Below are 20,026 nucleotides of genomic sequence, written 5' to 3' on the forward strand. Positions count from 1 at the left end.
CCGAAATCAAAAGCATCGAGGCTGAAGCCTCTCCCACAGGGGATTTTCGCTAGATGGGTTACAGCGGCTTCACAACAAACAACCCATCGTCATGCCCTTCTTCCGACCCGCCATACACCTGCTCGGCGACGGTGCGGATGCTGCTGCCTTTGGCGGCCAGAACCTGGTCCATGGCGCCGGCAAACCAGCCGGTGAACATGTAGTCCACCTTGCGGCCGACCTTGCCGTACACATACACAAAGCAGGAGTGCTCGAGCTTCACGCTGGCGGTGCCTTTTTCCAGGTCGATGTCCTGGATCTTGAACAGGCCCCAGCCGCGTTGGCTCAAGCGCTTCATGTAATGCTCAAACACCGCCACGCCTTCAATGCCGTGGCATTCGGCTTCTTTCTCGCACCAGTGCCAGGCGGATTTGTAGCCAGCCTTGTAGAGGATGTCGGCGTAGGCATCAGCGCCCAGCACTTCCTCAATACCCATGTGGTTGTTCACGAAAAAGTGGCGCGGCACATACAGCATCGGCAGCGCATCGCTGGTCCAGACACCGGTTTCGCTGTCGACTTCGATGGGCAGTTGGGGGCGATTTTGGCCATGGTGTTACTCCGGAAAATTCATAAGTTGGCTGCCCTCTCCCCAACCCTCTCCCGCAAGCGGGAGAGGGGGCCCGACCGCGTAAGGTGCGCTGATCGGGGTGGTCTCCCCTCGCCCGCTTGCGGGAGAGGGGCCGGGGGAGAGGGCCGAAGGAGAAGACGTTATTCGTGCCAAACGTCGGCGAGAACGCGGACCCAGTTTTCACCCATCACTTTGCGCACCACCCGCTCCGGGTGACCGCGCTTGAGCAGGGTTTCAGTGAGGTTGGGGAACTCACCCACGGTGCGGATGCCCAGCGGGTTGATGATCTTGCCGAAGCTGGTAAGGCGACGGCGTAGCCCTTGTCGTGGGTCAGGTATTCGAAGAAGTCCTGGCCGTGGCCCTGGGTGAAGTCGGTGCCAATGCCGATGGCGTCTTCGCCGACGATATTCATCACGTATTCGATAGCTTCGGCGTAGTCGTCGATGGTGGAGTCGATGCCCTTGGCCAGGAACGGCGCAAACATGGTCACGCCGACAAACCCGCCATGGTCGGCAATAAACTTGAGCTCTTCATCAGACTTGTTGCGCGGGTGCTCTTTGAGCCCGGACGGCAGGCAGTGCGAGTAGCACACCGGCTTTTTCGATTCGAGGATGACTTCTTCGGAGGTCTTGGAACCGACGTGAGAGAGGTCGCACATCACGCCAACGCGGTTCATCTCGGCGACGATCTCGCGACCAAAACCAGACAGGCCGCCGTCGCGCTCGTAGCAGCCGGTGCCCACCAGGTTCTGGGTGTTGTAGCACATCTGCACAATGCCCACGCCCAGCTGCTTGAAGATCTCGACATAGCCGATCTGGTCTTCAAACGCATGGGCATTCTGGAAGCCGAACAAGATGCCGGTTTTGCCCTGCTCCTTGGCTTTGCGGATATCGGCGGTGGTGCGCACCGGGATAACCAGGTCGGCGTTTCGCGCATCAGTTTCTGGCTGGCGGCGATGCTGTTGACGGTGGCCTGGAAGCCTTCCCATACCGAGACCGTGCAGTTGGCCATGGTCAGGCCGCCTTTGCGCATGTCTTCGAACAGCTCACGGTTCCACTTGGCAATGATCAGACCGTCGATAACGATGCTGTCGGCGTGCAATTCGGCTGGGCTCATCAGGCTGTCCCCTTTTTGGCAAGAGCGCGCCGAATCGTTTGCCGGCGCTTTGAGCCAGCATATTCCTTGGGGGTTTGCCGCTATCGCGCAAAAACGACAGGGGAATTGTCGAAAGCGTCAAAGCAGGGGCATTGGGGAGGAGATCAAAAGCATCGAGGCTTCAGCCTCGATGCTTTTTTTCGGGCAAAAAAAAGCTCCCTGCAAAGCCGACACAGCGCAGGGAGCCAATATGCTTCTAACAGGGAGAGTCCACGTTAAGCCGACCACTTCGCCCCGGTGACCAACCTGGGCAAACAGCCAACGTATTGCCAATCAAGGCTGACGCTCTGGCGGCCATTGTGCCGATTGCGAACGACTGAAAATTGCTTGAAAACGACCTGCTCATGCATATAACAGCCATGTCGCTTGTCGCCGGCCTCAGCGCTCACCAGAATCGATTCACCTCTCCCCGTAAAAGGACCACGGCCATGATGCACGCAGACCTGATCGACCAGGACGACCTGCGCGAACGCCTGCAAACCCTGGGCTTTGCCGTGCCCGCCGGCGCTACGCCGGAACAGGCGTGCGAACACGCGGTTATCGGCCTTGATGGCCCGCGCGCGATGGCGTTACGCAAGTTGGTGGAACAGATGCTGGGCAGCGGCGCGGTGATGCTGCCGGCGGTGCGCGAAGCGATTTCGCGGCAGTTGCTGCCGGCGCTGGCGCAGTACAAAGAGAGTCATGGCGGGTAATTAAAAAGCTTCGCGAGCAAGCTCGCTCCTACATGCCCACGCGGACCTGTAGGAGCGAGCTTGCTCGCGAATGGTTTTACAACCGGACGCTGGCGAACGTCGATTCGCTGCGCGCCTGGCTAAGAGCCGACATCGCCCCCGGCGTACTCGCCAACACCAACGCCTGCGGAATCGGCATCAGCGCCACTTGCTGCGCGGTGTTGGAGCCCATGCGCTCGTCACGCGGCGGAATGCCGAAGTACTCGCGGTAGCACTTGGAGAAGTGCGGCGTGGACACAAACCCGCACACCGACGCCACTTCGATAATCGACATCGGCGTCTGCTTGAGCAGCTGCCGTGCCCGCACCAGGCGCAGTTTCAGGTAGTAACGCGATGGCGAGCAGTGCAGGTATTTCTGGAACAGGCGCTCAAGCTGACGACGGGAAACGCTGACGTAGACCGCCAGCTCATCGAGATCGATGGGCTCTTCCAGGTTGGCTTCCATCAGCACCACAATTTCCTGCAGCTTGGGCTGGTTGGTGCCGAGCATATGTTTGAGCGGCACGCGCTGGTGGTCCTGTTCGTTACGAATGCGCTCGTACACGAACATCTCCGAAATCGCCGCCGACAGCTCGCGGCCGTGCTCGCGGGAGATCACGTGCAGCATCATGTCCAGCGGCGCGGTGCCGCCGGAGCTGGTGAAGCGGTTGCGGTCGAGGGTGAACAGGCGGGTGCTCATCACCACACGCGGAAACGCTTCCTGCATGGCGGCCAGGCATTCCCAGTGCACGCTGCAATCAAAACCATCGAGCAGACCGGCGCAAGCCAGGGCCCAGCTACCGGTGCACACGGCGCCGAGTTTGCGCGACTGGCGTGCCTGGGTTTGCAGCCACAGCACGTGTTCGCGGGTAACACTGCGTTGAATACCGATGCCGCCGCAGACAATCACCATATCGAGCGCCGGCGCCTTGGCGGCCGCGCAGTCGGGGTGATTTGCAGACCGTCACTGGCCCACACCTGATTGCCGTCCAGGGTCATGGTGGTCCAGCGGTATAGCTCACGGCCAGACAACTGGTTGGCCATGCGCAGTGGTTCGACGGCCGAAGCCAGGGAAATCAGAGTGAAATTATCCAGCAGCAGAAAGCCGATGGATTGTGGAGCACGGTTCTGGGGTTGAGCCCCTTGGTTGAACGGCGACATCACGGTATCTCCTCACGCAGGTGTGGCCCCAACCGAGGCTCTTTATTTTTCTGGCCCACGTGTGATCACAGCGTTGGGCTATGGCAAGGCCTAACGCAAAGCCCATGCCTAAATTGAACGGCCATTCAAAAAAAACCAAAAACGACGTCGCTGAGGCTCTAAATCGCCACTGCTTATAAGGTCAGAACGAGGGTGCTAGAACGCAGGCGGGCAGCGTGACTGAGCAGTTTCGTAGCACTTTCTGCGGCGCTCCTACGGCGCTTTCGGAAACTGTCACTGCGGGTGCAACACGGGGCCGCCAGGTGGCGGAAGGGTTGCCGAAAGTTCGCGCCAAAACATGGCGTGTTATTCAGGTAACGATCAAAAACTGTGCAGATAAAACGAAGATCAAAAACTCGAGGCTAAAGCCTCTCCCACAGTTTCCTGCGGTTGTTGTGGGAGAGGCTTCAGCCTCGATTCCTGCAAACGGTGATAGCCACCTCAACACTCGATCGCACTAACCGCCAACCCACCGCGCGAGGTCTCTTTGTATTTGTCGTGCATATCCGCGCCGGTGTCGCGCATGGTGCGGATTACCCGGTCCAAGGAAATAAAGTGTTCGCCGTCACCACGCAGGGCCATCTGTGCGGCATTGATGGCTTTTACTGCGGCAATCGCGTTGCGCTCGATGCACGGCACTTGCACCAGGCCACCGACCGGGTCGCAGGTCAGCCCCAAGTTATGTTCCAGACCAATCTCGGCGGCGTTTTCCAGTTGCCCCGGCGTGGCGCCAAGAATCTCGGCCAGGCCCGCCGCGGCCATGGCGCATGCCGAGCCGACTTCGCCCTGGCAGCCCACTTCCGCCCCGGAGATGGAGGCGTTCTTTTTACACAGGATGCCAATGGCGGCTGCGGCCAGAAAGTAGTCGCACACATCCGCCTCGGTCACCGCCGGGCTAAAGCGCACGAAGTAGTGCAGCACGGCGGGAATAATGCCGGCCGCGCCATTGGTAGGCGCGGTCACCATGCGCCCGCCGGCGGCGTTTTCTTCGTTCACGGCCAGGGCAAAAAGATTTACCCACTCCATGCCGCTCAGGGTCGAGCCAATCACATTGGGTTTGCCCAGTTCCTGCAGGCTGCGGTGCAGCTTGGCGGCGCGGCGTTTTACGTTGAGCCCGCCGGGCAGAATGCCTTCGTGCTTGAGGCCGTTGTCCACGCAGTCGCGCATGGCTTTCCACAGGCGCATCAGGCCTTGGCGAATTTCCGCTTCGCTGCGCCAGGCCATTTCGTTGGCCATCATCAGTTCCGAAACCCGCAGGCTGTGGGTTTTGCACAGCCGCAGCAGTTCTTCGGCGCTGGAGAAATCGTAAGGCAGTTCGGTGTGGTCCTGATCAAGCACGCCACTGGCGGCCTGCTCGGCATCCACCACAAACCCGCCGCCGACCGAATAGTAGGTGTCGCGGTGCAACTCCCCGCCTATGCCTTCAGCAATCAGGGTCATGGCGTTGGGGTGGTAGGGCAGGTTTTCGTCGAGCAGCAGCATGTCGCGCGACCACTGAAACGGCACTTCGAAGTGGCCGTCGAGCAGCAGGCAACCGCTCTCGTGCAGAGCCGCAATGCGCGGCGCAATGTCGGCCGGGTCAATGGCGTCCGGCCAGTCGCCCATCAAGCCCATGATCACCGCGCTGTCGCTGCCGTGCCGATGCCGGTGGCCGACAGCGAGCCATACAGACGCACTTCCACGCGGCGCACGTGCTGCAACTCGCCGCGTTCACGCAGGCCTTGAACGAACAGCGCGGCCGCACGCATGGGGCCGACGGTGTGGGAGCTGGAGGGGCCGATGCCTATTTTGAACAGGTCGAATACGCTGATGGCCATGCTGTTTTCCTCAACCGGTACAGGGCGGGAAGAACGCCCGCAAGTGCGCGGATCATCCGGCTTTTGTTCCCCTGCACGGGGTCCGGCAACGACGCGGTCGTATCCACCAACGTCGCCCTGTAGCCCCCTCACACCCGCCTGCAACAGCGGCGCACTGAATACGACGTCGGCAAATCCAATCGCGACCTCGGCCGTGGTGGCTGTCACATGTCACGCGCATAGTCGCCGCGCCCGGCACAGATCCTGCGAGCGTATGGGCATTGCCACCTAGCCAAGGACCGCTTATGAAATTCGTGACCTCTTTTTGCCTGGCGCTAAGCCTGACAACGCCCGTATTGGCCACCGCCGCAGAACCGGAAAGCTGCAAGTTGGTGCGCTTTGCCGATGTCGGCTGGACCGACATCACCGTGACCACCGCCGTCACCCGTCTGCTGCTTGGCAACCTCGGTTACGTCACCAGCGTAAAACGCATGTCGGTGCCGCAGACCTATAAATCGCTGCAAGACAAACAGCTGGATGTGTTCCTCGGCAACTGGATGCCGAGCATGGAAAACGACATCAAGGCCTACCGCGACGCCGGCACCGTTGAAACCCTGCGAGCCAACCTGCATGGCGCCAAGTACACCCTGGCAGTGCCGGATTATGTGTATGACGGCGGCCTGAAAAGCTTCAAGGACCTGGCCAAATTCAAGGACAAACTCGACGGCAAAATCTACGGCATCGAGCCCGGCAACGATGGCAATGCGCTGATCAACAAGATGATCAAAGAGAACGCCTACGGCATCGGCACCTTCAAGCTGGTGGAGAGCAACGAGGCGAAGATGCTCGCCAGCGTCGAGCGCGCCGGGCACCTCAATCAGTGGATCGTGTTCCTCGGCTGGGAACCGCACCCGATGAACACTCACTACAAAATGAAATACCTCGAAGGCGGCGACGACTACTTCGGTCCCGACTACGGCGGCGCCACGGTGTACACCAACGTGCGCAAGGGCTATGCCCAGGAATGCACCAACGTCGGCAAGCTGCTGGGCAATCTGGAGTTCCAGTTGGCGATGGAAAACGAATTGATGGATGGCGTGCTCAACCAGAGCCTCAACCCGCGCCAGACCGCGAAGAATTGGCTGACCGCGCACCCGCAGGTTCTCGATGCCTGGCTACAGGGCGTGACCACCCGCGAAGGACAACCGGCGCTCGCCGTTGTGAAAAACAAGCTCGAACTTTGACTTTAAAGGGGCGGCGAAATTGGCGGATGAGGTCGTAAACGACCTCACTCGTGCCAGATACGACGCCCTCTGCACTGGTTGCGACGCACCCTGTATTCGTTTGTTTTGCCCTGTTCCATGATCGTTCTCGACACGACCGCTAGGCTCTTTACCGGCAGCGCTGCATGGCGCGCTTATCCGGGGCGTTAAGCCAGGGGCTATACAAGAAGCGGCAACCCGCGTTCAGCACTGCACTGCCAAAACAAAATCATAAGGAGTCAGTCCCATGAAAGTTTTCACCCCCTTGCTGTTGGTCGCATCGCTCGGTCTGCCGTTGCTGGCCAGCGCCGCAGAGCCGGCGTCGTGCAGCACCGTGCGCTTTTCTGATGTGGGTTGGACCGACATCACGGTCACCACGGCGGTGACCAGTGCCGTGCTGGAATCGCTGGGTTACAAAACCAAGACCACCATGATTTCCGTACCGGTGACCTACAAATCGCTGGCCGCTGGCAAGGACCTCGATGTGTTCCTCGGCAACTGGATGCCGACCATGGAGAACGACATCAAGGCCTACCGTGATGCCGGCACCGTGGAAACCGTACGGGCCAACCTCGAAGGCGCCAAGTACACCCTGGCCGTGCCGGACTACGCGTATGACGCAGGCCTGAAAGACTTCTCCGACATCGCCAAATTCAAAGACAAGCTCGACGGCAAAATCTACGGCATCGAGCCCGGCAACGACGGCAACCGTCTGATTCAGAGCATGATCGACAAAGATGCCTTTGGCCTGAAGGGCTTCAAGGTGGTTGAGTCGAGCGAAGCGGCCATGCTGTCGCAGCTGAAACGCTCCAGCCGCAAAAACGAGTTCATGGTGTTCCTGGGCTGGGAGCCGCACCCGATGAACACCCGCAACAAAATGAAGTACCTCACCGGTGGCGACGAGTACTTCGGCCCCAACTACGGCCAGGCCACCGTGCTCACCAACGTGCGCAAAGGCTACGTGCAAGAGTGCGGCAACGTCGGCAAGTTGCTGACCAACCTCTCCTTCACCCTGGAGATGGAAAACAACCTGATGGACGCCGTGCTCAACGAAAACCAGAAGCCCGACGCGGCCGCCAAGGCCTGGCTGAAAGCTAACCCACAGGTACTCGATACCTGGCTGGCTGGTGTGACCACCCTCGACGGCAAACCTGGCGTCGATGCCGCCAAAGCCGCATTCGCCAAGTAAGTCTGTTAGAGCAGTAACCGAGCGCCTGCAGCTACCCTGCGGCGCGCTCGGCAGCCTGTACCTATCCCCCCGCATGTGGACACTCACTACCATGCCGACTTTTGAAAAACTCCCTCTGGGCGAGAAAATCGCCGAATTCGTAGAGTGGCTGACCCAGCATGGAGCTGCGTATTTCGACGCCATCGCCTCTGCCCTGGAATTCATGATTCACGGGGTAACCAATGGCCTGACCTTTTTCAATCCGCTGGTACTGATTGGCCTGTTCGGCTTGCTCACTCACCTGATTCAGCGCAAATGGGGCCTGACCCTGTTCTGCGTGCTGTCGTTTCTGCTGATCCTCAACCTGGGGTACTGGCAAGAGACCATGGAAACCCTGGCGCAGGTGCTGTTCGCCACGTTTATCTGCGTGTTGATTGGCGTACCAGTGGGCATCATGGCGGCGCACCGCCCGCACTTTTACACCGTGCTGCAACCGATCCTCGACCTGATGCAAACCGTACCGACCTTCGTGTACCTGATTCCTACCCTGACTCTGTTCGGCCTGGGCGTTGTGCCGGGGCTGATTTCCACCGTGGTGTTTGCGGTGGCCGCGCCGATACGCCTGACGTATCTGGGCATTCGCGACGTGCCCAATGAACTGCTGGATGCCGGCAAAGCCTTCGGCTGCTCGCGCCGCCAACTGCTGACGCGCATCGAACTGCCGTACGCCATGCCGAGCATCGCGGCCGGCATCACCCAATGCATCATGCTGTCGCTCTCGATGGTGGTAATCGCCGCCCTGGTAGGCGCCGATGGCCTGGGCAAACCGGTCGTCAACGCACTCAATACCGCCGATATCGCACTCGGCTTCGAAGCCGGCCTGGCCATCGTGCTGCTGGCCATCATCCTCGACCGGGTATGCAAACAGCCCGAAGCGAAAGTGAGGGTTGAACAATGAGCATGATTCGTTTCGAGAACGTCGACGTCATCTTCTCCAAGTACCCCAAGGAAGCCTTGGCACTGCTGGACCAAGGCCTGACCCGCGACCAGATTCTGAAAAAACCGGCCTGGTGGTCGGCGTGGAAAAAGCCAGCCTGGACGTCGAGCGCGGCGAAATCTGCGTGATGATGGGCTTGTCCGGCTCGGGTAAATCCAGCCTGCTGCGCTGCATCAACGGGCTGAACACGGTGAGCCGTGGGCGTCTGCTGATTGAGCATGAAGGCCAGGAAGTGGACATCGCCAACTGCTCGGCAGCGACCCTCAAGGCCATGCGCACCAAACGCATCGCCATGGTGTTCCAGAAATTCGCATTGATGCCCTGGCTGACTGTGCGCGAGAACATCAGCTTCGGCCTGGAAATGCAGGGCCGCCCGAGTGCCGAGCGCACTAAGCTTGTGAACGACAAGATCGAACTGGTGGGCCTGACCCAGTGGCGCAACAAACGCCCGGACGAGCTTTCCGGTGGTATGCAGCAGCGCGTGGGCCTGGCCCGTGCGCTGGCGATGGATGCCGATATTCTGCTGATGGACGAACCGTTTTCGGCACTCGACCCGCTGATCCGCCAGGGCCTGCAGGACGAGTTGCTCGAGCTGCAACGCAAGCTGAGCAAAACCATTGTGTTCGTGAGCCACGACCTCGATGAAGCGCTAAAACTCGGCAGCCGCATCGCCATCATGAAAGACGGCCGCATCATTCAATACAGCAAGCCGGAAGAGATCGTGCTGAACCCGGCCGATGAGTACGTGCGCACCTTCGTCGCCCACACCAACCCGCTCAACGTGTTGTGCGGCCGCAGCCTGATGCGCACGCTGGACAAGTGCACCCAGGTTAACGGCGAAGTGTGTCTGGACCCGGGCAACGACTCGTGGCTGGGGCTGGCCGAAGGCAACGTGTACAAAGGCGCACGCCAGGGCGCGGACGCCATCACCCTGCAGAACTGGGCACCGGGTGACGCCGTTGAAGGCCTGACCCGCCGCCCGACGCTGGTGGACTCCAATATCGGCATGCGCGATGCGCTGCAGATCCGTTATCAGACCGGGCACAAGCTGGTGCTGCAGGATGAGAATCGGGTGGTTGGGGTGCTGGGGGATACCGAGCTTTATCACGCGTTGCTGGGCAAGAACCTCGGCTAATTTGCTGTCGCAATGTTGGGCCGGCCGTTGGGCTTCGCTGCGCTCAACCCAACCTACGGAATTGTAGGTTGGGTTGAGCGCAGCGAAGCCCAACGAACGCTCCCAATGTCGTGAACGGACCACAGCGACCCTGCTGTGTCGCTCAGAGCTACAGCCCGTCGTTTTTATTGATTCCGCGTTCAATAAAAACGCTCTAGACTGCCAGAAAGCCCGCAGCGTCTGGATGTCAGGAGTACAACGATGCCCAAAGTAGGGATGCAACCCATCCGCCGTTCGCAGTTGATTCACGCCACTCTGGAAGCCGTCGACCAGGTCGGCATGGACGCCAGCATCGCCCTCATCGCGCGCCTGGCCGGTGTTTCCAACGGCATCATCAGCCACTACTTCCAAGACAAGAACGGCCTGCTCGAAGCCACCATGCGCCACTTGATGTCGGCCCTTAGCCTGGCTGTGCGCGACCGCCGTATGCTCCTCGAAGACCTCAGCCCACGGGCACAGATTCGCACCATCATCGAGGGCAACTTCGATGACAGCCAGGTCAACGGCCCCGCAATGAAAACCTGGCTGGCGTTCTGGGCCAGCAGCATGCACCAGCCGTCGTTGCGCCGGCTGCAACGCATCAACGACCACCGCCTGTATTCCAATATCTGCTGCGAATTTCGCCGCGTGATGCCGATTGCCGAGGCGCGCACTGCCGCCCGCGGTCTGGCCGCATTGATTGACGGCTTGTGGTTGCGCGGCGCCCTGAGCGGCGAAGCGTTCGATACTCAGCAAGCCCTGCAAATCGCCTTCGACTACCTGGACCAACAATTGGCCAGGCAGGCGGGCTGACGCTCGCCCTCCCCCTTTTACGACTCTCGCGAGGACACCATGGCCCGTTTTCCCTGCAAAAACTCTATATCGACGGCGGCTATGTCGATGCCACCAGCGGCGCCACCTTCGAGGCCATCAACCGGCCAACGGTGAAGTGCTCGCCGAGGTGCAACGCGCCTCGCAAGCCGATGTAGAGCGCGCGGTGGAAAGCGCCGAAAAGGGCCAGAAAATCTGGGCAGCGATGACCGCCATGCAGCGCTCGCGCATTCTGCGCAAAGCCGTGGATATTCTCCGTGAGCGCAACGACGAACTGGCCGAACTGGAAACCCTCGACACCGGCAAGGCGCTGTCGGAAACCCGTTACGTGGACATCGTCACCGGCGCCGACGTGCTGGAGTACTACGCCGGGCTGGTGCCGGCGATCGAAGGCGAGCAGATCCCCCTGCGCGAAACTTCGTTCGTCTACACCCGCCGCGAACCGCTGGGCGTAGTGGCTGGGATTGGCGCCTGGAACTACCCGATCCAGATCGCCCTGTGGAAATCCGCCCCGGCCCTGGCCGCCGGCAACGCGATGATTTTCAAACCCAGCGAAGTCACCTCGCTGACCACCTTGAAACTTGCGGAAATCTACACCGCCGCCGGCTTGCCCGATGGCGTGTTCAACGTACTCACCGGCGCCGGCCGCGAAGTCGGCACCTGGCTGACCGAGCACCCGCGCATCGAGAAAATTTCCTTCACCGGCGGCACCGACACCGGCAAGAAAGTCATGGCCAGCGCCTCCAGCTCGTCGCTGAAAGAAGTGACCATGGAACTGGGCGGCAAGAGCCCGCTGATCATCTTCGAAGACGCCAACCTCAACCGGGCGGCCGACATCGCGGTAATGGCCAACTTCTACAGTTCCGGCCAGGTGTGCACCAACGGCACCCGCGTATTCGTGCCGCGCAGTTTGCAGGCGCGCTTTGAAGCCAAGGTGCTGGAGCGCGTGCAGCGCATTCGCCTCGGCGACCCGACCGACGACACCACCAACTTCGGCCCGTTGGTGAGCTTTGCCCATATGGAAAACGTGCTCGGCTATATCGCCAAGGGCAAAGAAGAAGGCGCGCGGTTGCTGATTGGCGGCGAGCGCGTAACGGAAGGTGAATTTGGCAAAGGCGCGTATGTGGCGCCGACCGTGTTCAGCGACTGCACCGATGAGATGACCATCGTGCGCGAAGAAATTTTCGGGCCGGTGATGAGCATCCTCGTTTATGACGACGAAGCCGAAGTGATCCGCCGCGCCAACGACACCGAGTTCGGCCTGGCCGCCGGCATCATCACCCAGGACTTGAACCGCGCGCACCGGGTTATCCACCAGCTGGAAGCCGGGATCTGCTGGATCAACACCTGGGGCGAATCGCCGGCCGAGATGCCGGTGGGCGGCTACAAACAATCGGGCGTCGGCCGCGAAAACGGTTTGGTGACCCTGGCGCAATACACCCGCATTAAGTCGGTGCAGGTGGAGTTGGGTGGGTATACCTCCGTCTTTTGACGCGACCCGTAGGATGGGTAGAGCCGAAGGCGAAACCCATCGATTTCGCGAGCAGCATGGGTTTCGGCCAAGGCCTCTACCCATCCTACGTCCCTGTTCCTGGTGCATAGATGAACACAGAATTCGATTACATCATCGTCGGTGCCGGCTCGGCCGGTAACACCCTGGCCACTCGCCTGACCGAAGATGCCGACGTAAAAGTGTTGCTGCTCGAAGCCGGCGGCCCGGATTACCGCCTGGATTTTCGCACCCAGATGCCCGCCGCATTAGCCTTCCCCCTGCAAGGCCGGCGCTACAACTGGGCCTACGAAACCGACCCCGAACCGCATATGAACAACCGCCGTATGGAATGCGGGCGCGGCAAGGGCCTGGGGGGTTCGTCGCTCATCAATGGCATGTGCTACATCCGCGGCAACGCCCTGGACTACGACAACTGGGCGAAAACCCCGGGCCTGGAAGACTGGAGCTACCTCGACTGCCTGCCGTATTTCCGCAAAGCCGAAACCCGCGACATCGGCCCCGACGACTACCACGGCGGCGACGGCCCGGTGAGCGTCACCACGCCCAAAGCCGGCAATAATCCGCTGTTCAAAGCGATGGTCGAAGCCGGCGTACAGGCCGGTTACCCCGCCACCACCGACCTCAACGGCTACCAGCAAGAAGGCTTCGGCCCGATGGACCGCACCGTCACCCCGGCGGGCCGGCGCTCCAGCACCGCCCGGGGTTATCTCGACCAGGCGCGCAAACGCCCGAACCTGACCATCGTCACCCACGCCGTCACCGACCGCGTGTTGTTCGAAGGCAAACATGCCGTGGGCGTGGCCTACCTCAAAGGCACCAGCTCGATTCCGGTGGAAGCCATGGCGCGCCGCGAAGTGCTGGTGTGCTCCGGCGCCATCGCCTCACCGCAGATCCTGCAACGCTCCGGCGTGGGCCCCGCCGCCCTGCTGAAAAAAATGCGCATTCCGTTGGTGCACGACCTGCCCGGCGTGGGTGAAAACCTCCAAGACCACCTGGAAATGTACCTGCAATACGCCTGCACCCAACCGGTGTCGCTCTACCCCTCGCTGCTATGGCGCAACCAGCCGCAGATCGGCGCCAAATGGCTATTCCTCGGCAAAGGCATCGGCGCCAGCAACCAATTCGAAGCAGGCGGTTTTATCCGCACCCGGCCAGAATTCGAATGGCCGAATATCCAATACCACTTCCTGCCAGTGGCGATTAACTACAACGGCAGCAACGGCGTAAAAGAACACGGCTTTCAAGCGCACGTCGGCTCCATGCGCTCACCGAGCCGCGGGCGTATTCAAGTGAAATCCAAAGACCCGCACGAACACCCGAGCATCCTCTTCAACTACATGGCCACCGAGCAAGACTGGCAAGAATTTCGCGACGGCATCCGCCTGACCCGCGAGATCATGAACCAGCCCGCCCTGGACCCTTTCCGCGGCCGCGAAATCAGCCCCGGGCCGGACATACAGAGCGACGAACAACTCGACCAATTTATCCGCGAACACGCCGAAACCGCCTTCCACCCCTCCTGCTCCTGCAAGATGGGCACAGACGAAATGGCCGTGGTGGATGGCGAAGGTCGCGTGCATGGCGTGCAAGGTTTACGCGTAGTGGACGCCTCGATCATGCCGCTGATTACCACCGGCAACCTGAACGCGCCGACCATCATGATCGCCGAGAAAATCGCCGACAAGATTCGTGGGCGGACGCCGTTGCCACGCAGCACAGCGCCGTATTTCGTGGCCAATGGGGCGCCGGTTAGAGGTACGCCGGTGCGTTAACGAAGGATTTCCGTTTTCAGGAATCGAGGCTGAAGCCTCTCCCACAGTGAGTTCACCGCTCCCTGTGGGAGGCTTCAGCCTCGATCTTTTGATCTGGCTTTTGATCTTGATCTGGCTTGTGATCTACCCGCCCCTTGAGCGCCAGGCCGAGTGGAGTCGTTGCGTAAGGGGTCGTAGCGGCCGGGAGCCGCGGAGAGGGATGAGGGCCATGGATGGCCCTTCAGCCCGGCCCCTGGAGCGGCGACGCAGCGAGGGAAGTTTTCACGCAGTGAAAACCCAAGGTGGGGGCTTGTACGAGACAACCACATGGGTAACAAAAGTGTTCAGTCACATGGGTGACACTTTCAAGGATAGATATCCATCCTTCTGCTCCCTTTCGTCCAGCCTACCGATCACTACCGGGCCGAAATGTATGGCCCAAAGATCATCGCCAATTTGCTCCAGCCCAACTAGCTCGTGCTTCAACAGGTGCCCCACATAGATGCGCATGCCGTGCCGATTGATGATTCCGCTGCAGTCGGCACGGTGTGGTTCGACATAGCCAGGATAGGCCGGCTCCGGCAACCGTTCAGGGTATGGGCGTGGCGAACTCTGGTAGTGCGATTTGGGCGTGCTCTGGTTTAGCGCTTCGTGCGGCCGCTGCTCATTGTAGTTGTGACGAAACAGGTCGAACTGCTTTTGCTGCTCTGCCATATGCGCAGAACAGGGGTGAGTGACGGCGCGTTTCAACGTGCGATGCATGCGTTCGTGGCGCCCATTCTGTTCGGGGCGACCAGGTGCTATTCGCTCAGGAATGATGCCCAGCCGTAACCACCAAATGGACAATTGGCTTAGGCCGGTTTTGCCAGCGCTGGCGAAAGGGGTTCCGTTGTCTGTTCTCAGGCGCGAAGGTAATCCGTAGCAGCGAAACAGGTGTTCAAAAGCCGACTGGGTTTCCTTCAATCGCGTGCCAGACATGCCTTCGCAAGCCAGCAGAAAGCGGCTGGCGTGATCCATCACCGTCAACGGATAACACCACTTCCCGTCCTGAGTCAGGAATTGGCCTTTGTAGTCGGCGCTCCAGAGTTCATTAGGTTCGTTGGTGGATTTAAGCGGCTTTGGATAGCTGGGCACCCGCTTACGAAGCCGGCGGGGCGTGACCAACCCCGCCTGCTTAAGGATGGTGTAGATCGTGGTCCGGGAAGGACTCTGCCCAGGGTATCGCTGCTCCACCAGTGCCTGGATCTTCTTCGGTCCCAGCTCAACGGCAGATCGGCGCCTCAGATCGAGGATGTATTCACGAATAACAAAGGGGGTGCACACCTGTTCGCGGCGGCGGCGACTTTGCTCAGCCAACCCCTCCATACCGGCTAGGTTGTAGCGTTCCACCCACTTGTAGCCGGTCTTTCGACTGATGCCGAAGTGCTCGCACAACGCAGTGAAGCTGCTGACCTGCCTGAGGTAGTCAGCAATAAACAACACTTTCTCGTCCATAGGTTTCAGTTCTCGCCACGGCATGGGGCACCCTCCTGAGGAGACCCCACTAGGTTAAAAACTGTTACCCATGTGGTTGAACTGATTTGTTACCTATGTGGGTGAGTCGTACCGGCTAGCGTTTTTGGTTACTTTTGTCGCAATGACAAAAGTGACTCGCGCGTAAGGCGCGAAACAAAACGCCCAGCACACGCGGTAACGAAGGCCATCACCGCCACAAAAACCAAAAATCAGTCCGGCAAATCCTGCCGAATCATCCACTGCCCACTAGGCGGAATCAGCAAACTCAAATCCAACCCCCGCACATTGCTCCTGTCGAGCATGATGATCTGCGGACTCACCCACTTGGCCACCGCCTGCTTCTCCAACAACCGCACCGCCAAATCCACCGCAATACGCGCCTGCACCACCGGCGAATCCGTCGGCGCCGCCAACACCTGCCCATCGGCAATCGGCTCCAGCAACCGCTCATTGGCATAAAACGAAATCACCTTGAAGTGATAACGCGGCGCCTTGTTGTGCCCCAAGCGCGACGCAAACGCCGCCGCCTCGGCATTGCCCAACACATAATCCAGATTAGGCTCACGCTCCAGCAGATCGCGCACCAGCGGCGCCTGCCCAGAGATATCCGCCGCACCATAGCCGCCATGAATCAGAGTGACCGCAGAGCCCTTGAGCGCCGCATTCAGTCCATCCTCGGCATCCTTCAGCCAACCCGCGCCCTGCGGCCCCGGAAACCAGCCCACCCGCACCGCGCGGCCCTTGCTGTCGGCCAGCAGATAGGCCACCGCTTCTTTGGTCATCTCAGCAAAGTCGACCCGCGAATGAGCACTGACGCCCGGGCAGTCCAAGCGGTTAGCCAGATCGATTACCGGCGCGCCTTTGTCGGCGGCCGCTTTGATCTGCGGGCACAGGCCCGTAGCGCTGATACCGCCGACGATAAACGCATCGGCACCACGAGCAGCGCAGCGGGCGAATTGCTCGCTCTGCACACCGGCATTCTGGTAGCCGCCGGCATCGTAAATCCCCATCCGCACACCCTGGCGCTCGGCCTCTTGCGACAGGCCCCAGGACATCGCCCACCAATAACGGCCCAGCCCCTGCGGCAGCACCGCACAAATCCGCCAGGGTTTGCTGGCCTTGAGTTGGGGTTGGTAATCGAGGGCCCGGCCATCGCTCACCACGGGCACCGGAAACCACTCCTGGGCCTGGGCCAGTGAAGCAAACAAACAGAACACAACGACAAAGGTCACCCGCATCGGCAGCGCCTTATGTGAAGAGGGCAATGGAGTACGTACGTGCAAAGCGTGCCAGCCTGCATTACGGATTTCTACCTGCGACGGGGGAAATTTTGCGGCTCCCTCGGGCATCGTCTTGAGCAGGTTCAGGGGCATCTACAGCGTGGCAGCGCTGCTCTGGTTTCGCCAATCGCACCGGGTAAATGCTGGCAACCAACGAACCTTGAGCCTAAAGTCCGTGGAGTGTTGCCGCCCTGCCCTCGAGAGTTTCTATGTCTGTACACCCCCCGTTGGATGCCCGCACCGCCCGCTTGCTGCCCTGGATTGTCGCCATCGCGTTTTTTATGCAGACCCTGGACGGCACCATCCTCAACACCGCCTTGCCGGCCATGGCCCGCGAGCTGCTGGAAGACCCGCTGCGCATGCAGTCGGTGGTCATCGCCTACATGCTCACCGTGGCGCTGCTGATTCCGGCGTCGGGCTGGATTGCCGACCGCTTCGGCACGCGGCGGATTTTCTTCGGCGCCATTCTGCTGTTCAGCTGTGGCTCGCTGCTTTGCGCGTTGAGCACCACGCTGCCGCAACTGGTCGGTGCGCGCATCGTGCAAGGCCTGGGCGGTGCGCTGATGATGCCGGTGGGCCGGCTGGTGGTATTGCGCGCTTACCCGCGCACGGAGCTGGTGCGGATCATGAGTTTTATCACCCTGCCCGGTTTGCTCGGCCCGCTGATTGGCCCGACCCTGGGTGGGTGGCTGGTGGAATACGCCAGCTGGCACTGGATTTTCCTGATCAATATTCCAGTTGGCCTGATCGGCTGTATCGCCGTGTACCGGGTAATGCCGGATTTGCGCGGCCCGCTGCGCAGCCGTTTCGACACCGTGGGCTTTCTGCTGTTTGGCGGCGCCATGGTGTTGATCACGATCGCGCTGGAAGGCCTGGGCGAACTGCATCTGGCGCATATGCGCGTGATGCTGCTGTTGCTCGGCGGTCTGGCTTGCCTGGCGGCGTACTGGCTGCGCGCCGGGCAAGTGGCCGAGCCGCTGTTCGCCCCCAGCCTGTTTCGCACCCGCACCTTTGCGGTGGGCATTCTCGGCAATCTGTTCGCCCGTTTAGGCAGCGGCTCGTTGCCGTTTCTGGTGCCGTTGCTGTTGCAGGTGGCGCTGGGTTATTCACCGGCGCAGGCCGGCATGAGCATGATTCCCCTGGCCCTGGCGGCCATGGCGGTAAAACCCCTGGCCAAATCGATCATCGACCGCTTTGGCTACCGCACGGTGCTGACCGGCAACACCTTGCTGCTCGGCGCATTGCTGGCCAGCCTGGGCCTGATCACGGCGACCACGCCCTATGCCGTGTTGCTGGTGCAACTGGGGTTATTGGGCGCAGTGAACTCCATGCAATTCACCGCCATGAATACCGTGACCCTGATCGACCTCGACGATAGCAGCGCCAGCAGCGGCAACAGCCTGCTGTCGGTGGTGGTGCAGTTGGCGATCAGTTTGGGGATTGCCTCGGGGGCGGCGTTGTTGGGTGGGTTTACCAGCGAGATCGGCAGTGGCGAGATCAATAGCGTGCTCGGCGCGTTCCAGCTGACGTTTCTGTGCGTGGGGGTGTTGACGCTGTTGGCGGCGGGGATCTTCTTGCAGCTGTCGCGTGAGGATGGGCGGTCGGCGAGGCCGGTGCCGACAGAGATTCAGGAATAAGACGCGGCATTCTGGATCCCGGCCTGCGCCGGGATGACGGAGGTTTTGATAAGACCACCGTCGTCCCAGCGCAGGCTGGGACCCAGAGTTTTGCAGGAGACACCGTTTTTCAGCCGAAATAGCTGCCGTTTTTCGAAGGCAACCCGCTCCACAGCTCTTCCAACTTTGGAAAATTCCAGTCCTCCGGCGCTTCGCGGCCGACGATCTTTTCCCGCCCCACCAGCTTCGCCAGATCAATCACCTGCTGCTGAATCGGCGTTTTCGATTTGGCCATAAAAAACACCTTTACCCGAGGCGTCAGCAGCGAGGTGGCGTGCTGGTCCATGACGATGCCCAGCCGCCCGCTTTCCAGGCGCACCAGCGAACCGGTGGGGTAGATGCCCACAGATTTTACGAAAGCCTGAAACACCGCCGGGTCGAAATGGCCTTTGCTCCACTCGGCCATCTTGCGGATCGACTCGGCCGGGTCCCAGCCGTTCTTGTACGGGCGGTTGGAGGTGATGGCGTCGTACACGTCGCACACCGCGCCCATCTTGGCGAACAGGCTGATGTGCTCACCGGTGAGGTGGTGCGGATAGCCGCTGCCATCGACCTTCTCGTGGTGGTGCAGGCATACGTCGAGCACGATGGCGTTGATGTCGCGGTTGTCTTTGAGCAGCTTCAGCCCGGCCATCGGGTGGTCGCGCATGGTGGTGAATTCGGCATCGGTGAGCTTGCCGGGTTTATTGAGGATGGCGTCGGGGATCATCATCTTGCCGATGTCGTGCAGCAGCCCGGCTACCCCGGCGTCGCGCACCTGCTCCTCGCTCAAGCCCAACTGGCGGGCGAGGGCGATCATCAGCGCGCACACGGCCACCGAATGCATATAGGTGTATTCGTCGGAGGTTTTCAGCCGCGCCAGGCTGATCATGGCGTCGGGGTTGCGGATCACTGATTCGGTGATTTCATCCACCAGTTCAACGACCCGTTCGGCATCGATGGCCTGGCCCATGCGCACTTCGCCAAACATGGCGACCACCGCATCCTTGGAGCGGGCGCAGAGTTTTTGCGCGCGCTTGGCTTCATCTTCCAGCGATGCGCTGACCGGCTTGTGCTGGACTTCGGCCACCAGCAGCTGCTCGACTTCGGCGGCCACTTCGTCCTGGGTCAGCGCGACGCTGCCATCGGGCACGTCGAGGCCTTTGGTAGGGTCGATCCAGACCTCTTCGATGCCACTGTCGAGAATGCGCTGCAGGTCCTTGGCGGTGCTCAGCAAAAACTTGGTTTTCCAGAATGGGTGTTCCATCCACGAACCACAGAATTCGTGAATAAACATGCCCAGACAGAGGTCGGCGACAGCAATTCGTTTCAGCACGGCAGGACCCGGCAGATTTCAGCGGATACGGTCAGGCGGCAACGCCCGGACCCATGAAGAAAGTAATACCAGCAAATAGCCACTTTTGCGCAAGCCT

Annotated in this window: 11 protein-coding genes and 5 pseudogenes; 9 read left to right on the plus strand and 7 right to left on the minus strand. The window is 60.6% G+C overall.

Annotated elements, in window-relative coordinates; translation table 11 throughout:
• Positions 1-58 precede the first annotated feature (58 nt).
• Together AC0V2S_RS06065 and AC0V2S_RS06070 are read right to left on the minus strand one after the other, a co-directional pair.
• The gene (locus AC0V2S_RS06065) at positions 59-568 is read right to left on the minus strand and encodes a DUF5943 domain-containing protein (protein ID WP_475508998.1); all 510 of its coding nucleotides are present in this window, start codon (positions 566-568) and stop codon (positions 59-61) included.
• 179 nt (positions 569-747) lie between these two features.
• Positions 748-1,723, minus strand: a pseudogene (locus AC0V2S_RS06070) (dipeptidase).
• 467 nt (positions 1,724-2,190) lie between these two features.
• On the opposite strand from AC0V2S_RS06070, the gene AC0V2S_RS06075 reads away from it, so the two are divergent.
• Positions 2,191-2,454 carry a hypothetical protein gene (locus AC0V2S_RS06075; RefSeq protein ID WP_475508941.1) on the plus strand — a complete coding sequence of 88 codons (264 nt, stop codon included), beginning with the start codon at positions 2,191-2,193 and terminating at the stop codon, positions 2,452-2,454.
• A gap of 76 nt (positions 2,455-2,530) precedes the next feature.
• Here AC0V2S_RS06075 and gbdR read toward each other — a convergent pair.
• Both gbdR and AC0V2S_RS06085 read right to left on the minus strand, forming a co-directional pair.
• Positions 2,531-3,633, minus strand: a pseudogene (gene gbdR, locus AC0V2S_RS06080) (choline metabolism transcriptional regulator GbdR).
• Between the two features lie 480 nt (positions 3,634-4,113).
• A pseudogene (locus tag AC0V2S_RS06085) lies at positions 4,114-5,489 on the minus strand (L-serine ammonia-lyase).
• 284 nt (positions 5,490-5,773) lie between these two features.
• On the opposite strand from AC0V2S_RS06085, the gene AC0V2S_RS06090 reads away from it, so the two are divergent.
• The 7 genes and pseudogenes from AC0V2S_RS06090 to betA all read left to right on the plus strand — a co-directional run bounded on the left by AC0V2S_RS06090 (position 5,774) and on the right by betA (position 14,164).
• A complete protein-coding gene (locus tag AC0V2S_RS06090; RefSeq protein WP_475508942.1) occupies positions 5,774-6,712 on the plus strand; it encodes a choline ABC transporter substrate-binding protein in 939 nt (312 codons plus the stop codon).
• Positions 6,713-6,977: 265 nt separating this feature from the next.
• Positions 6,978-7,919 carry a choline ABC transporter substrate-binding protein gene (locus AC0V2S_RS06095; protein WP_475508943.1) on the plus strand — a complete coding sequence of 314 codons (942 nt, stop codon included), beginning with the start codon at positions 6,978-6,980 and terminating at the stop codon, positions 7,917-7,919.
• Positions 7,920-8,010: 91 nt separating this feature from the next.
• A complete protein-coding gene (gene choW, locus AC0V2S_RS06100) occupies positions 8,011-8,856 on the plus strand; it encodes a choline ABC transporter permease subunit (protein WP_475508944.1) in 846 nt (281 codons plus the stop codon).
• A pseudogene (gene choV / locus AC0V2S_RS06105) lies at positions 8,853-10,030 on the plus strand (choline ABC transporter ATP-binding protein). Before choW ends, choV begins: the two are co-directional and overlap by 4 nt.
• A gap of 240 nt (positions 10,031-10,270) precedes the next feature.
• Positions 10,271-10,861: a transcriptional regulator BetI gene (betI, locus tag AC0V2S_RS06110; RefSeq protein ID WP_475508945.1), complete on the plus strand. Its 591-nt coding sequence runs from the start codon at positions 10,271-10,273 to the stop codon at positions 10,859-10,861.
• A pseudogene (betB, locus tag AC0V2S_RS06115) lies at positions 10,858-12,371 on the plus strand (betaine-aldehyde dehydrogenase). The gene betI and the pseudogene betB overlap by 4 nt, the downstream one beginning before the upstream one ends.
• Before the next feature lie 110 nt (positions 12,372-12,481).
• Complete coding sequence (betA, locus tag AC0V2S_RS06120) at positions 12,482-14,164, plus strand: choline dehydrogenase (protein WP_475508946.1); 1,683 nt, start codon at positions 12,482-12,484, stop codon at positions 14,162-14,164.
• 327 nt (positions 14,165-14,491) lie between these two features.
• Here the strand turns inward: betA and AC0V2S_RS06125 are convergent, their stop codons facing one another.
• Together AC0V2S_RS06125 and torT are read right to left on the minus strand one after the other, a co-directional pair.
• The gene (locus AC0V2S_RS06125; protein WP_475508601.1) at positions 14,492-15,661 is read right to left on the minus strand and encodes an integrase core domain-containing protein; all 1,170 of its coding nucleotides are present in this window, start codon (positions 15,659-15,661) and stop codon (positions 14,492-14,494) included.
• A gap of 206 nt (positions 15,662-15,867) precedes the next feature.
• A complete protein-coding gene (torT, locus tag AC0V2S_RS06130; RefSeq protein ID WP_475508947.1) occupies positions 15,868-16,896 on the minus strand; it encodes a TMAO reductase system periplasmic protein TorT in 1,029 nt (342 codons plus the stop codon).
• 251 nt (positions 16,897-17,147) lie between these two features.
• Between torT and mdtD the strand changes: the two genes are divergently transcribed.
• A complete protein-coding gene (gene mdtD / locus AC0V2S_RS06135; protein ID WP_475508948.1) occupies positions 17,148-18,575 on the plus strand; it encodes a multidrug transporter subunit MdtD in 1,428 nt (475 codons plus the stop codon).
• A 109-nt stretch (positions 18,576-18,684) separates the two neighbouring features.
• Here the strand turns inward: mdtD and AC0V2S_RS06140 are convergent, their stop codons facing one another.
• Positions 18,685-19,929 (minus strand): HD-GYP domain-containing protein, encoded by a 1,245-nt coding sequence (locus tag AC0V2S_RS06140; RefSeq protein ID WP_475508949.1) that lies wholly within the window; start codon positions 19,927-19,929, stop codon positions 18,685-18,687.
• Between the last annotated feature and the right edge of the window lie 97 nt (positions 19,930-20,026).

The organism is Pseudomonas sp. CC11G, from assembly GCF_056174845.1.

Excerpts from the sequence above, each read along its gene's own strand:
- AC0V2S_RS06125 (WP_475508601.1), bottom strand. The coding sequence starts at position 15,661 with ATGCCGTGGCGAGAACTGAAACCTATGGACGAGAAAGTGTTGTTTATT.
- betI (WP_475508945.1), top strand. The coding sequence starts at position 10,271 with ATGCCCAAAGTAGGGATGCAACCCATCCGCCGTTCGCAGTTGATTCAC.
- torT (WP_475508947.1), bottom strand. The coding sequence starts at position 16,896 with ATGCGGGTGACCTTTGTCGTTGTGTTCTGTTTGTTTGCTTCACTGGCC.
- mdtD (WP_475508948.1), top strand. The coding sequence starts at position 17,148 with ATGTCTGTACACCCCCCGTTGGATGCCCGCACCGCCCGCTTGCTGCCC.
- AC0V2S_RS06075 (WP_475508941.1), top strand. The coding sequence starts at position 2,191 with ATGATGCACGCAGACCTGATCGACCAGGACGACCTGCGCGAACGCCTG.
- betA (WP_475508946.1), top strand. The coding sequence starts at position 12,482 with ATGAACACAGAATTCGATTACATCATCGTCGGTGCCGGCTCGGCCGGT.
- choW (WP_475508944.1), top strand. The coding sequence starts at position 8,011 with ATGCCGACTTTTGAAAAACTCCCTCTGGGCGAGAAAATCGCCGAATTC.
- AC0V2S_RS06095 (WP_475508943.1), top strand. The coding sequence starts at position 6,978 with ATGAAAGTTTTCACCCCCTTGCTGTTGGTCGCATCGCTCGGTCTGCCG.
- AC0V2S_RS06090 (WP_475508942.1), top strand. The coding sequence starts at position 5,774 with ATGAAATTCGTGACCTCTTTTTGCCTGGCGCTAAGCCTGACAACGCCC.